17 protein-coding genes are annotated in these 13,125 nt (G+C 65.5%); 5 read left to right on the top strand and 12 right to left on the bottom strand.

All coding sequences use genetic code 11. From position 1 onward, the window contains the following. Nucleotides 1-32 precede the first annotated feature (32 nt). From carA to ACYQ3G_RS16405, 5 genes are read right to left on the bottom strand one after another with little or no spacing between them, the layout of a single operon-like run. The gene (carA, locus tag ACYQ3G_RS16425) at nt 33-1,169 is read right to left on the bottom strand and encodes a glutamine-hydrolyzing carbamoyl-phosphate synthase small subunit (RefSeq protein WP_459827578.1); all 1,137 of its coding nucleotides are present in this window, start codon (nt 1,167-1,169) and stop codon (nt 33-35) included. After that, entirely contained in the window at nt 1,166-1,903 is a 738-nt protein-coding gene (gene kdsB, locus ACYQ3G_RS16420) for a 3-deoxy-manno-octulosonate cytidylyltransferase (protein WP_459827576.1), read from the bottom strand. Before kdsB ends, carA begins: the two co-directional genes overlap by 4 nt. Then, nucleotides 1,896-3,155: a 3-deoxy-D-manno-octulosonic acid transferase gene (locus tag ACYQ3G_RS16415; RefSeq protein WP_459827573.1), complete on the bottom strand. Its 1,260-nt coding sequence runs from the start codon at nt 3,153-3,155 to the stop codon at nt 1,896-1,898. Before ACYQ3G_RS16415 ends, kdsB begins: the two co-directional genes overlap by 8 nt. Then, nucleotides 3,155-4,063 carry a D-alanine--D-alanine ligase family protein gene (locus tag ACYQ3G_RS16410; RefSeq protein ID WP_459827570.1) on the bottom strand — a complete coding sequence of 303 codons (909 nt, stop codon included), beginning with the start codon at nt 4,061-4,063 and terminating at the stop codon, nt 3,155-3,157. The genes ACYQ3G_RS16415 and ACYQ3G_RS16410 overlap by 1 nt, the downstream gene beginning before the upstream one ends. After that, nucleotides 4,026-4,649 (bottom strand): HD domain-containing protein, encoded by a 624-nt coding sequence (locus tag ACYQ3G_RS16405; protein ID WP_459827568.1) that lies wholly within the window; start codon nt 4,647-4,649, stop codon nt 4,026-4,028. Before ACYQ3G_RS16405 ends, ACYQ3G_RS16410 begins: the two co-directional genes overlap by 38 nt. A gap of 107 nt (nt 4,650-4,756) precedes the next feature. Here ACYQ3G_RS16405 and ACYQ3G_RS16400 point away from each other — a divergent pair, with 107 nt between their 5' ends. From ACYQ3G_RS16400 to ACYQ3G_RS16380, 5 genes are all read left to right on the top strand, one after another. Next, nucleotides 4,757-4,984 (top strand): HypC/HybG/HupF family hydrogenase formation chaperone, encoded by a 228-nt coding sequence (locus ACYQ3G_RS16400; protein ID WP_028578418.1) that lies wholly within the window; start codon nt 4,757-4,759, stop codon nt 4,982-4,984. Then, entirely contained in the window at nt 4,971-6,053 is a 1,083-nt protein-coding gene (hypD, locus tag ACYQ3G_RS16395; RefSeq protein WP_459827566.1) for a hydrogenase formation protein HypD, read from the top strand. The genes ACYQ3G_RS16400 and hypD overlap by 14 nt, the downstream gene beginning before the upstream one ends. 182 nt (nt 6,054-6,235) lie before the next feature. Beyond that, nucleotides 6,236-7,237: a hydrogenase expression/formation protein HypE gene (gene hypE, locus ACYQ3G_RS16390; protein ID WP_459827563.1), complete on the top strand. Its 1,002-nt coding sequence runs from the start codon at nt 6,236-6,238 to the stop codon at nt 7,235-7,237. A gap of 1 nt (nt 7,238) precedes the next feature. Beyond that, nucleotides 7,239-7,766 (top strand): 3'-5' exonuclease, encoded by a 528-nt coding sequence (locus ACYQ3G_RS16385; RefSeq protein ID WP_459827560.1) that lies wholly within the window; start codon nt 7,239-7,241, stop codon nt 7,764-7,766. An 8-nt stretch (nt 7,767-7,774) separates the two neighbouring features. Continuing rightward, a complete protein-coding gene (locus ACYQ3G_RS16380; protein WP_459827557.1) occupies nt 7,775-8,242 on the top strand; it encodes a hypothetical protein in 468 nt (155 codons plus the stop codon). A gap of 347 nt (nt 8,243-8,589) precedes the next feature. Here the strand turns inward: ACYQ3G_RS16380 and ACYQ3G_RS16375 are convergent, their stop codons facing one another. From ACYQ3G_RS16375 to hpf, 7 genes are all read right to left on the bottom strand, one after another. Continuing rightward, nucleotides 8,590-9,510 (bottom strand): manganese-dependent inorganic pyrophosphatase, encoded by a 921-nt coding sequence (locus ACYQ3G_RS16375; protein WP_028578423.1) that lies wholly within the window; start codon nt 9,508-9,510, stop codon nt 8,590-8,592. Between the two features lie 104 nt (nt 9,511-9,614). Next, nucleotides 9,615-10,178 carry a hypothetical protein gene (locus tag ACYQ3G_RS16370; protein WP_459827554.1) on the bottom strand — a complete coding sequence of 188 codons (564 nt, stop codon included), beginning with the start codon at nt 10,176-10,178 and terminating at the stop codon, nt 9,615-9,617. Between the two features lie 132 nt (nt 10,179-10,310). Next, a complete protein-coding gene (locus tag ACYQ3G_RS16365) occupies nt 10,311-10,775 on the bottom strand; it encodes a PTS sugar transporter subunit IIB (RefSeq protein ID WP_459827552.1) in 465 nt (154 codons plus the stop codon). 2 nt (nt 10,776-10,777) lie between these two features. Then, a complete protein-coding gene (locus ACYQ3G_RS16360) occupies nt 10,778-11,188 on the bottom strand; it encodes a PTS sugar transporter subunit IIA (RefSeq protein WP_028578426.1) in 411 nt (136 codons plus the stop codon). A gap of 17 nt (nt 11,189-11,205) precedes the next feature. Beyond that, the gene (gene rapZ, locus ACYQ3G_RS16355) at nt 11,206-12,093 is read right to left on the bottom strand and encodes an RNase adapter RapZ (protein WP_459827549.1); all 888 of its coding nucleotides are present in this window, start codon (nt 12,091-12,093) and stop codon (nt 11,206-11,208) included. A gap of 23 nt (nt 12,094-12,116) precedes the next feature. Next, nucleotides 12,117-12,566, bottom strand: coding sequence for a PTS sugar transporter subunit IIA (locus ACYQ3G_RS16350; protein ID WP_028578428.1), 450 nt, complete (start codon nt 12,564-12,566; stop codon nt 12,117-12,119). A gap of 4 nt (nt 12,567-12,570) precedes the next feature. Continuing rightward, nucleotides 12,571-13,113, bottom strand: coding sequence for a ribosome hibernation-promoting factor, HPF/YfiA family (hpf, locus tag ACYQ3G_RS16345; RefSeq protein WP_459827545.1), 543 nt, complete (start codon nt 13,111-13,113; stop codon nt 12,571-12,573). Nucleotides 13,114-13,125: the final 12 nt, after the last annotated feature.

Genomic DNA, 13,125 nt, shown 5'->3' with positions numbered 1-13,125 from the left:
GGCGCTCCTTGCGCGTGGTGCGCGGTCTGGGGTTATTGAACCTTGCCGGTCTCCAGCATGCGCCGGAAGCGTGCGAAGAAGTACTGGCTGTCGTGGGGGCCGGGGCCCGCCTCGGGGTGGTGCTGCACGCTGAAAATAGGCTTGGTCCGGTGCCGAAAACCTTCCAGGGTCCGATCGTTCAGGTTGAGATGCGTCTGCTCCAGAAAATCGAGACTCGATATGTCTACGCAAAAACCGTGGTTTTGTGAAGAAATTTCGATCTTTTGGGTTATGTCGTCCTGTACCGGATGGTTGATGCCGTGGTGGCCGAACTTCAGCTTGAAGCTCGTGCCGCCCAGGGCGATGCCCAGGAGCTGGTGGCCGAGGCAGATGCCGCCCACGGGGAAGTGCTCGCACAGCTCCTTGATGATGGCGATCTCGTCTTTGAGGGTTGCCGGGTCGCCGGGGCCGTTGGAGAGGAAGACGCCGCTCGGGGACAATTTTTTGACGAGCGCCGCCGGAAATTTCGGGGGCACGGCCAGGATGGTCAGGCCTTCGGCAGCCAGCAGGCGCAGGATGTTCCACTTGATGCCGTAGTCGTAGACGACCACGCGCACGGTGCCTTCGGAACCTTCGGGCCACAGGGGCAGATCGCCGTCCATCTTCGCCGGGGCCGGTTCGGTGCCGGTCCAGTAGTAGGGCTCCTTGGGGGCCACGAAATCGATCAGGTTGGCGCCTTCCATGGACGGAAGGGCCTTGGCCTTGGCCACGAGCTCCTCGGGCGTCAGGTCTTCGGTCGAAATGATGCCGCGCATGGCGCCGTTGATGCGCAGGTGGCGGGTCAGGGCGCGGGTGTCGATGCCTTCCAGGCCCATGACGCCGTGGCGCACGAGGTAGTCCGGCAGGCTCTCGGTGGCGCGCCAGTTCGACGGCTTCTTGCAGCACTCCTTGACGATGAAGGCCGGGCAGTGGACGCGCGAGGACTCCACGTCCTCCAGGTTCACGCCGTAGTTGCCGATGAGCGGGTAGGTCATGCAGACCATCTGCCCGTAGTAGGACGGGTCCGTCAGGATTTCCTGGTAGCCGGACATGCCGGTGTTGAAGATGACTTCGCCGCCGGCCTCGCCGGGGCCGGTGAAGGACTGCCCGGCGAACCAGGTGCCGTCCTCAAGGGCCAGAATCGCTTTCATATATACTCTTCTCCTCGCATGAGTGCGCTGACTGTTTGCAGATCTTCGGGGCGGTCCACGCCGTGGCTTGCGTGCCGCGTGAGGGCCACATGGATGGGGATGCCGGCTTCGAGCAGGCGGAGCTGTTCCAGCTTTTCCAGCCGCTCCAGCGGACTCTCGCCCAAAGCGCTGAATTTTTCAAGGATGCGCATGCGCAGCCCGTACAGGCCGATGTGCCCCAGATATTCCGGCTGGTTGTCGCGGCCGAAGGGCACGGGCGCGCGCGAAAAGTAGAGGGCCCGGCCGTCGGCCGCGCGCACGATCTTGACCCGGTCCGGAGACTGGGCCGCCTCGGCGTCGATGACGTGCCCGAGGGTGGTGACCTGCATGAGCGGGTCCTCGAAGGGCCGGATCAGCTCGGTCAGCATCTCGGGGTTCAGGGCCGGCTCGTCGCCCTGGACGTTGACGACGACGCTGTCCGGCGACGCGCCGAGCATCCGGGCCGCTTCCAGCACGCGGTCCGTGCCGCTGGCGTGGTCGCGGCCGGTCATGAGGGCCTTCATGCCGAGGTCCCGGGCGGCCCTCAGGATGCGCTCGTCGTCCGTGGCCAGGGCCACGGTCCCGACCAGCGGGCAGAGGGACGCGCGGTGCATGACGTGCCAGAACATGGGTTTGTCGTGGATGAGGGCCAGGGGCTTGCCCGGAAAGCGCGAGCTTTCGTACCTGGCCGGGATGATGGCGTAGACGTCAGTCATGATCCCTCCGTGAAAGAAATGGCGCGACGAGGGCGGCGGACGCGGCCGAGGCGCCCTGGCGCGCACGCACGTAGTCCAGGGCTTTGGCCCGGACCGTGTCCCTGGGGGGGGCGGGTTCGAGCAGGAAGCGGGTCAGTTCGGCCACGTCCGGGCTGCGGAAAACCAGGTCGCCAAAGATTTCGCCGCCCACCCAGTCGAAATTGCGGGTGTGGGGGCCGACGCAGGGCAGCACGCCCTGGGCCAGTGGCTCCAGAAAATTCTGGCCGCCGAGCCGGGCCAGGCTGCCGCCGACAAAGGCGCGCCGGGCCAGGGCATAGGCCTGTCCGAGCTCCCCGAAGGCGTCCCAGAGGATGACGCCCGGCGCGGCCGGGCCAGTCAGGGCGCTGCGGCGGGTCCAGGGAACGCGGGCCTTGGTCAACAGCGCTTCCCAGGCGGAGATGCGGTGCATGTGGCGCGGGAACAGGCCGATGACGCACTGCGTGTCTGCGGCATGCAGGCGCTCCATGAGGTAGAGAACGGCGGTCTCCTCCTGCTCGCGTACGGACCCGAGAACGAGAAATGAGCGATCCTCGGGCACGAAGGCCGCCAGGGGGTTGTCGGGGCGCGAGAGGAAGGGCGCGTTCATGGCCCGGTCGAACTTGATGTTCCCGGTCACGCTCGTCCGCCCGGAACCGAAGACCAGCCCGAAGCGTCGGGCGTCGGCCGGGGCGATGGCGCCGACCGCCGTCGGGGCGAAGGAACGCAGCCACGGGCGCAAAAACAGGTAGCCGGCCAGGGACTTGGGCGTCATGCGCGCGTTGACGACGATCACGGGCACCTTGCGGTCCGCGCAGGCCATGAGCAGGCCGGGCCAGATCTCCGTTTCCAGCAGCACCACGGCCTGGGGCCGGACCCGGTCCAGCATCCGACCCATGAGCCACGGCAGGTCCAGGGGCAGCATGCGGGCCTGCAGGCCTGACGCGTTCGCCTTGCGCAGCACGTCGAGGCCCTGGCTGGTGCAGGACGTGGCCAGGACCCGGACGCCTGGCAGATGTTCCAGTAGGCTCGCCACCAGAGCGCACTCCCCTGCCGAGGCCCCCTGGACCCAGACGTCGCAGGGCGCGGGGCGGCCGAAGCCGAGGCGCTGACGCCAGCACTGGCGCATCCTGGGCGAAAGGAACAGAAGGGGCCCGGCCGAGCACCACAGCAGGGCATACAGGGCGCTCAAGGCGCGCCGCGCGGCGGCGGGCATCAGGTTCCGGGCCAGGGGCATCAGCGTTTCTTGCGCAGGCCCAGCTCGATGAGCCGCGCCAGGAGCTGTTCGAAGGACAGGCCCACGGCCTGGGCTTCCTGGGGCAGCAGGCTCGTGGCCGTCATGCCGGGCAGGGTGTTGACCTCCAGCAGGTACGGCGTGCCGTCGGCCGCGAGCATGAAATCCGTCCGGCTGTAGTCGGACAGGCCCAGGGCGTCGTGGGCGGCGCGGGCCATGGACTGCAGGCGCGCCGTCAGCTCGTCCGACACGGGCGCCGGGCAGATCTCCTCGGTGGCGCCGGGCAGGTACTTGCTGTCGTAGTCGAAGAACTCCCCGCGTTTGGGGCGGATGAGGATGGGCGGCAGCGTCTCGCCGTCGAGCACGCCGCAGGTCAGTTCCTGGCCGCGGATCAGCACCTCGGCCAGCAGGTCCTGGCCTGCGATCTCCGGCGTGGCGAGGTAGGCGTCGAGCTCCTCTTCGTCGCCGATGATGCCCACGCCCAGGCTGGAGCCGCCGGTGTTGGGCTTGACCACGATGGGGAAGGGCAGCAGGGGGCGCCATTCATTGACGTGGCAGGCCGGGACGAACTCCCACTGCGGGGTGTCCAGCCCGGCGGCCTCGAAGATCTGCTTGGCCACGGCCTTGTTCAGGGCCAGGAGCGACGAACGGGCGTCCGAGCCCTGGAAGGGCATGCCGATGCGCTCCAGCAGGCACTGGATGAGTCCGTCCTCGCCGGGCGAACCGTGCAGGTTGATGAAGGCGAAGTCGTGCCCTTGGGTTGCGGCGTAGAGGCCGCGCAGGTCTCGGGCCGGGTCGAAGAGGGTGACGGTGTGGCCCAGGGCGGTCAGGCCCTTTTCGATCTGGCGGGCGCCGCTTAAGGCCACCTCGCGTTCACCGGACCAGCCGCCGGCGATCAAAAGGATATTCATGGATTTCTTCTCCGAGAATGGTGCTGAAGAGGTGTTCGATGGCCTTGCCCTGGTCGTGGGCGCGCCGGACCAGGGCGCGGCTGCGCTCCGTATGTCCGTAGCGGGCGAAGAGGTCCTCGAAGCGTTCGTGCAGGTTGACGATCTTGTCGTGCTTGACCCGTTTGTCGGCGTAGATGACGGCCAGAGGCAGGAAAAAATTCTCCGCGTCGAGTTCTCCCGGCCAGTGCACGTGGTGGACGACGCCCTGGGCGATGCGCGGGTTGCGCGTCAGTTCCATGGTCCAGGCCGCGCCGAGTTGGCTGTGGTTGCCGCCGTGGACGATGGACCACGTCTTGCCCAGGTCGTGCAGCAGGCCAGCGGCGCGTACGGACTGCACGAAGTCGTCACGGGAGAGCCCGTCGGGGTTGCCCAGTCCCTTGTCGGCGGCCATTTCCGCCAGGGACGTGGCCACTGCGGCGACCAGTTCGCTGTGCATCTTGATATGGTCGTACATGCCGTACTCGTCCCACCATACGCGGCACTCCGCATCCGAGGGAATATGCCCTCCGGCGTGGTCGGAGATGGGGGTAGGTGGGAGATCGTTCATGCTGCGGGCCTTGGGGTTTGGAGCGGGCGCGGGAAGTGTTCATTGACACGGAACAGGCAGGGATTTAGCAACAGCGGTGACAAAAAGCAAAGCGGGAGATGTGCCCCATGTGCCTGGCTATTCCAATGGAAGTATTGACGATCGACGGCCGAAGCGCCGAGGTGCAGGTCGGCGGGACGCGCCAGACGGTCCGGCTGGATCTGATTTCCGAATCTCCGGAAGTGGGCGATTTCGTCATCGTCCACGCCGGCTTCGCCTTGACCCGGCTGGACCGGGAGGAAGCCGTCGCCACCCTGAAACTTTTCGAGGAAGGGCTGAACGTTGAGCTTATTTGACAACTTCAAGGACCCGGAACTGTGCAAGGCCCTGCTGGACCGCATCCACAAGGAACTGGACGGCGAACTGCGCTTCATGGAGGTCTGCGGGACCCATACGGTCTCCATCTTCCGCAGCGGCGTGCGTTCCCTGCTTTCGGACAAGGTCGTGCACCTCTCGGGCCCAGGCTGCCCGGTCTGCGTGACCCACGACAGCGAGGTGGCCGCGTTTCTGGAACTGGCCGGCAAAAACGCCATCATCGCCACCTTCGGCGACCTCATGCGCGTGCCCGGCCCGGACAAGAAGAGCCTCAAGAGCGCCCAGGCCGAAGGCGCCCGGGTCAAGGTCGTCTATTCGCCCTTCGACGCCCTGAAGCTGGCCCAGGACAACCCCGGCGACAAGGTCGTGTTCCTGGGCGTGGGTTTCGAGACCACGGCCCCGGCTATCGCGGCCACGGTCAAGGTGGCGCGCGATCAGGGCATCACCAATTTTTCCGTGCTCTGCTTCCACAAGCTGGTGCCGCCGGCCCTGGACGCCCTGGTGGGCGACCCGGAGCTCAAGGTCCAGGCCTTTCTGCTGCCGGGCCACGTTTCGGCCATCATCGGCGTGGAGCCCTACCGCTTTCTGGCCGAGAAGCACGGCCTGCCATCGGTCGTGGCCGGCTTCGAGCCCGTGGACATCCTGCAGGCCCTGCACCTCTTCGTGACCATGCGCAATGAAGGGCGGGCCGAAGTGGTCAACGCCTACACCCGTGTCGTGTCCGACGCCGGCAACCCCAAGGCCGTGTCGATCATGCACGAGGTCTTCGAGCCGGCCGACGCCCTGTGGCGCGGCATCGGCCTCATCCCGGGCAGCGGCCTGACCGTGCGCGAGGAGTACGCGGCCTTCGACGCCATGCGCGTCTTCGGCATGGAGCTCAGGGATGTCCCGGCCATCAAGGGCTGCCGTTGCGGCGACGTGCTCAAGGGCAAGCTCTCGCCCGACGGGTGCCCGCTCTTCGGCAAGGCCTGCACCCCGGCCGCACCCGTGGGGCCGTGCATGGTCTCGACCGAGGGGTCGTGCGCCGCCTATTACAAGTACAAAGTCTAGGGGCGACCGCCGAAAATTGATTCTGGACTGCGTTGCTCACCGATTTTGAAAGGTTCATGTAGTCGGCTATACTTCACCTTCCAAAACCGGCTCGCGCCTTGCCAGAATCAATTTTCGACGGTCGCCGACGGTTTTTCTTTCGGCCAGAATTTTGAATAGGCATCTCAACAAGGGAGAAGCGAGTGGACAGGGTTCTTCTGGATTACGGCAGCGGCGGCAAGGCTTCGCATCGGCTCATCGGCGAGCTGTTCCTGAAATATCTGGGCAACGCGGTCCTGGACCGCCTGGACGACGCGGCGTTCCTGGAGATGAGCGGGCCTTTGTCCGTGAGCACCGACACCTTCACCGTCGACCCAATCTTCTTTCCCGGCGGCGACATCGGCTCCCTGGCCGTGCACGGCACGGTCAACGACGTGGCCATGCTCGGCGCCCGGCCCCGTTACCTGACCTGCGGGTTCATCCTAGAGGAGGGGCTGCCCATGGCCGACCTGGAGCGCATCGTGGAGTCCATGGGCCGGGCGGCCCGCGAAGCCGGGGTGCTGGTCGTCACCGGCGACACCAAGGTCGTGCCCAGGGGCGCCGTGGACAAGATCTTCATCAACACCACCGGCATCGGCGAGATATTCGTGCCCGAGGCCCCGAGCGGCCATCGCGCCCGCCCCGGCGACGCCATTCTCGTCAGCGGCTTCGTCGGCGATCACGGCCTGGCCATCCTGTCCAAGCGCGAAGGGCTGACCTTCGAGGCGCCCGTGCTCTCGGACTGCGCCTCCCTCAATCATCTCATCGTGCGCCTGCTGGAAACCGTCCCCGAGGTGCATGTCCTGCGCGACCCCACCCGCGGCGGCGTGGCCACGACCCTGAACGAGATCGCCGGGCAGTCGGGCGTGGAGTGCCGGATTCTGGAGTCGAGCATCCCCGTGCGGCCCGAGGTCAGCGGCGGTTGTTCCTTCCTCGGCCTCGACCCGCTCTATCTGGCCAACGAGGGCAAGTTCCTGTGCATCCTGCCCCAGGAGCACGCCGAGGCGGCCCTGTCGGTCATGCGCGCCGACCCGCTGGGCCGCGATGCGGTGCAGATCGGCACGGTGCGCGCCGAACACCCCGGCAAGGTCGTGCTGGAGACGCCGCTTGGCGGCACGCGCCTCATGGACATGCTCGAGGGCGAACAGCTGCCGCGCATCTGCTGACATGACCCGCACCTTCGTCGCCATCGACTTCGAGACCGCGGACTCGCGCCGCGACAGCGCCTGCGCCGTGGGCCTGACCAAGGTCCGCGGCGGAGCCGTCGTCGACTCCCTGTACGGGCTCATCCGGCCGCCGCGCTCCCGCTTTTCGCCGTTCTGCGTCGGCGTGCACGGCATCCATTGGTCCGACGTCAAGGACAGCCCGGGTTTCCGGGACTTCTGGATCGAGAACGCCGGCTTTCTGGAGGACGCGGATTTCCTGGCCGCCCACAACGCGAGCTTCGACAAGGGCGTGCTCGGGGCCTGCTGCACCATGGCCGGCCTGCCCGCCCCGCGCCTGCCCTTCGTCTGCACCGTGAACCTGGCCCGCAACCAGTGGAACCTGCGGCCGACCAAGCTGCCCGACGTCTGCCGCCACCTGGGCCTGGCCCTGAACCACCACCACGCCGGCTCCGACGCCGAGGCCTGCGCCCGCATCGTCATGGCCGCCGTGGCGGAGAACCCCCGCTGCCTCGAACCGTTCGGCGTGTAGGAGGACATATGCCCCTGACCCAAGCCCAGATGCGGGCCCACATCTTTCTGGTCATTCTCGACAAGTTCTCGAACACCGAGGAGCGCCGCCGCGAAGCCCTGGCGGAATATTTCCTGGTGACCATGCCCAACGTCTCCCAGGAGGCCGCCGACCGCCTGGCCGTCCTCATTCCGGACCTCATGCCGGAACTCTACTCCAAATGGATCGGCGAGTTCGCCGACCGCCTCTTCGACACCATTCCCGACGAGCAGATCCAGCATCTCTGCGACGGCACCGCGGAAAACAACGCCGCCATGGGCCTGGTCTTTCTCATGTTCATGGAATCCGAGCGCATGGAAAAGCAGGCCGAAGAAGACCTGCGCGCCTACGCCCTCAAACACTCGGGCAGCGACGACATGGGCGACCTGGTGGCCGCCTACCTGCGCGGCAAGGTGGACGCGCTGCGCGAGGAAGTGACCGGGGAGAAGGTGCAGTAGGCCACGGCGGTTATCGTCGATATCCCGATGTGAAGGCGAAATATGGGCGTTCCCTGATTTGCCGCTCGGGCTTTCGGGTCATGTCAAACTTCACGCCCTGTCTACGTGTCATTCCCGCGAAGGCGGGAATCCATCTTGCTTCCCATGCAATCAAATGCATGGATTCCCGCCTTCGCGGGAATGACGCATAGGTACGCGGTTCTCTCTTCATCATCTGCGTCGCCGCGCATGAACGCCCTGCGGCCGCGCCTTACTGCGGTTTCTTGCGGCAGGCACGTGCGCTCGAACGAAAAAAAGCCCGCCCAGGCGAACCTGGACGGGCTTCTTCATTTCGAAGCGGTCGCGGCTTAGGCGAAGACCTTCTCGAACTTGGGCACGACGTCCTTTTTGCGGGACATGACCTTGGGCAGCCAGGCCTTTCCGTCCACGGGCTTGGCGCCGAAGGCCTTCTCGACCACGGAGGCGTCGTCGGAGGCGATCAGGATCTCGGAGCCTTCCTTCATGATGTCGGTCAGCAGCAGGAACACGGAGTGGTTGCCCTTCTCGGCCTTCAGCTTGGCGATGTCGGCGGCCAGGTCGCCCTTGACGGCGTCGAGGATGGACAGGTCGACGACTTCCAACTGGCCGATGCCGACCTTGGTGCCGTTCATGTTGAAGTCCTTGTAGTCGCGCAGGACCAGCTCGCGGGCCGGGGTGCCTTCAACGGCGGATTTGACCTTGAACATTTCCATGCCCAGGGCGGCCAGGTCGGCGATGCCGGCGATCTTGCCCAGTTCGGCAGCGGCTTCCTTGTCGGCCGGGGTGCAGGTCGGGGACTTGAAGATGACGGTGTCGCTCAGGATGGCGCACAGCATGATGCCGGCGATGTTCTTGGGGATCTCGACGCCGAAGTACTTGTACATGGCGGTGATGACGGTGGCGGTGCAGCCCACGGGCCAGATCCAGCACTCGAGCGGGCTGGAAGTGGTCAGGTCGCCCAGCTTATGGTGGTCGACGATGCCCAGGACTTCAGCCTGCTTGATGTCGTCGGGGAGCTGAGCCAGATCGGAGGTGTCGACCAGGAAAACCTTTTCGCCGGCAAAGGCGGTCTTCACGGCAGGAGCGGCAACACCGAACTTTTCCAGGATGAACTTGGTCTCGGGGGGAAGCTCGCCCTGGGCGGCCGGGGTGCAGGCCACGCCCAGCTTGCTCTTCAGGTCGGCCAGCGCGATAGCGCTGCAGATGGTGTCGGAATCAGGATTCTTGTGACCGAAAACATAAACGGACATGGTATTCCTCCTACAAGGGTTTATTGACCAACAATAAGTTTGTGCCAAATATCACAATTATTCGCGGCTGCCAAGAGAGAACATTGTGAAGATATTGTCAAGGGTCAGAGCGTAAGTAGAACGCCGAGCACGAGGCTCGCGCCGGCCAGAGCGTAAGCCCGGGGCAGGCGCAGCGCCAGGACGGCCCCGGCGCAGGCCCCGATCCAGAGCATGGACCACGTGGGCTGAGGCCCCCCGGCCACCCAGGGGGCGACCAGTTTGACGATTGCCAGCAGGGCCGCGGTGCAGGACAGGTAGAGGGCGAAACCCAGGGCGAACATCTCGCCCAGGGCTTGGAAGACAAGGCGGTCCGGCGTATAGGGTTGGTTCATGCCGCGTCTGTTCCAGATGATGAGCCTGTTGTAGCTCAGGTTCTGGCGTTTGCGGTAGCGTTGTTCCACCCAGGCGCCCAGGTAGGCCAGGGGGAGGGAGAGAATCAGAATGAGGGCCGAGAGGCGCATGTCCGCCTCGGGCACGCAGGCCAGGGCGCCCAGGGTGGCGGTCAGGGCCAGCAGGCCGTGGGGCGGGATGAAGGTGCCGGCCGGGAAGAGGTCGAGCCACAGGAGTTCGAAGAAGATTCCGGCGCTCAGGGCCGGCTGCAGCCTGAAGGTCAGGAGCGCCCAGAGCATGGCGGCGAAGAGGGGGCGGTGGACGAAGCCCAGGTCAAGGGCGAAGCGGGTCAGCCAGAGCAGGGCAAAAAAAAACCACCTCCGGCCAGAATGGTGAAGTCGTGCAGGGTGATCATGACGGTTCCGGGTGGTTCATAGGTTGACCTTTGGCGTGGCCGTGGGCACGCAGCGAAAGTCGATTTCCACGTCGTGGTCCGCGAAATACTTGAGGCAGTTGCGGTCGTCAGGCCCCAGGGCGATATGTTCGCAGACCTGCTCCTTGCCCGGCCCGTAGTGCAGATTGCCGATGTTGACCTGGGAGAAGGACAGCCCTGCCATGTGCGCGGACCTTGCGTCGGCGCAGGTCGAAAACAGCACCATGACGTGCTGTGAGGCGTTCCCCTTGAAGACGCGTCGCAGCACGTCGGGCGTTTCGGCCACGGTGCAGCAGACGAAGGACACGTCGCTCGGGACAGCCAGGCTCATGATTTCCTGCCTGAGCGCGTCGGAGGCCAGGTCGTCGTTGGCCACCACCAGGGTCTTGGCCCTGATGTGCGGCAGCCAGGCCTCGATGACCTGACCGTGGACCAGTCGGTTGTCGATGCGGAACCAGAGCACGTCTAGGCCTCGCCGATCTTGCGGGTCAGCACCTCGCCCGCGAGCACGATGCCCTGGATGCCTGCGTTTTTGGCATTCTGGGCCAACTGTGTCAGCTCCTGGTCGCGCATGCCGAGGATGCGCAGCAGCATGGGCAGGTTGACGCCGGTCAGGACGTCGACCTTGCCGGGCTGGAGCAGGGACAGGCTGATGTTGGACGGCGTGCCGCCGAACATGTCGGTCAGGATGATCACGCCTTCGCCCGTCTCCATCCGTTTGACGGCGCTTTTCAGGTCCGTCAGCAGGGTGGCCATGTCCACCGCGCCTTCCACCGCCAGGTGGGCGCATTGTTCCTGCGGCCCCAGGATGGTCTGGGCAGCCTCCAGCAGATGCTGGCCGAACTGGCCATGGGTCACCAGAATCACTCCAACCATTCTTCCTCCAGAAAGCGTTATCCGAGACTGAAATGTCGATGCTCCACCGAGACGGTGTACCCGCACGCCCTCAGGTGGGCAAGCACGGCTTCGGTCACGGCCACGGAGCGGTGGCGTCCGCCGGTACAGCCGAAGGCCATGGTCAGGCGGTAGCGCCCTTCCCTGGCGTAGAGGGGCACGGTGAAGTCGAGGAACTCCAAGAGCCTCTTCAGGTACTCCCGGCCGGGTTCGCCGTCCAGGACGTAGCGGGCGATGGCTTCATCCTGTCCGGACAGGGGACGCAGGTCCTCGACGAAATAGGGGTTTGGCAGGAAACGCAGGTCCATGACCGCGTCGGCCTCGGCCGGGGCCCCGTACTTGAAGCCGAAGGAGATGAGGTGCACGCGCATGCCCTGGCTCTGGCTGGCGATGCTGGCCCACTTGTCCTGGATGACGCGGCGCAGGTCGTGGACCGAGTAGTGGGACGTGTCGACGACCAGGTCGGCCTGGTTGCGGATGGGCTCCAGAATCTCCCGCTCCCGGTCCAGGGCGGCTTCCAGGCCCAGGTTGCCCGTGGCCAGGGGGTGGGGCCGGCGCGTGGTGGCGTAGCGGCGCAGCAGAACCTGGTCCGAGGAGTCCGTGAAGAGGATGGTCGGGCGCACCGACAGCTTCTCCATGTCCTGCAGCACTTCACGCCACTGCCCGGCGAAGTCGGGCTGGCGCAGGTCCATGCCCATGGCCAGGCCCGGGTAGTCCTTGGACGGGGACGAGAAGAACAGCTCGATCAGGGCCGGAGCCATGCGGGCCGGCAGGCCGTCCACGCAGAAGAAGCCCATGTCCTCGAAGACACGCAGGGCCGTGCTCTTGCCCGAGCCCGACATGCCCGAGACGATGACGACGTTTTTGAGTTCGCTGCGCTTCTCCATGTGTGACGTGCCCTGCGCGGTTTTCAGACGGACTGCAGCAGCCGCCACAGGCTTTCGCCGTCGGCGGCGTCGGAAAAAGCCTGACGGAAGCCGGTGTCCTTGAGCAGGCGCGAGATTGTGGCCAGGATCTTCAGGTGCAGGCCCACCACGTTGGAAGGGGCCAAGACCGTGAAAAAGATGGTGGCCGGCTTGTGGTCCAGGCTGGCGAAATCGACGCCCTCGCGGCTGCGGCCCACGATGACCATGACCTGGCCGAGGCTGTCCAGCTTCCCGTGGGGGATGGCGATGCCGTCGCCGATGCCCGTGGTGCCGAGCAGCTCACGGTCCATGAGCACCTGGGCCACGCGATTGGCGTCCACGCCGGGAAATTTGGCCGGAAGCGACGAAACGAGTTCGGCCAGGACCTCCTTCTTGGTCCTGGCCGAAAGGTCGGGAATGATCAGGTCCTTGTCCAGATATTCGGCAAGCTTCATGCCCTTATACCCCAGGGTCGATGAGGCCGAAGTCGCCGGTCTTGCGGCGGTAGATGACATTGACGCGTTCGTTCTCGGCGTTCAGGAAGACGAGGAACTCGTTCTCCGTCTTGCCGAGCTGCATGGCGGCCTCTTCGACGACCATGGGTTTGGGCTCGAAGTGGTCGGTCTGCTGGATGCTCTGTCTGCGCTTGCCCGTGGTGTCCTCGTCGAAGCTGATGACGTCCATGCGCACGGTCTCGCCGCCGGCCTTGCGCTTGCTCTTGTCCTTGTCGCGGATCTTGCGCATCTGGGCTTCGAGCTTGTCCCACACCATGTCCACGGTGGAGTACATGTCCTCGCTGTCCTCGCGGGCGGAGATGTGCACGTTCTTGCCGGTCAGGACGACGTCGGCGATATGGCGGAATTTCTCGACTTCGAGGTTGACCTGCAGTTCGGCGTCAGGGGTGCCGGCCATGAATTTGCCGAGCTTGCCGAAACGGTCCTTGGCGTACTTGCGCAGGTGGTCGGAAGGGTCGAAGTTCTTGAAGTTGAAGACTATCCTCATGGAATCCTCCTC

The organism is Desulfomicrobium salsuginis (assembly GCF_054657795.1).
The sequence above is the reverse complement of the archived record's forward strand: the minus strand, read 5'-3'. Positions and strand labels throughout refer to the sequence as shown.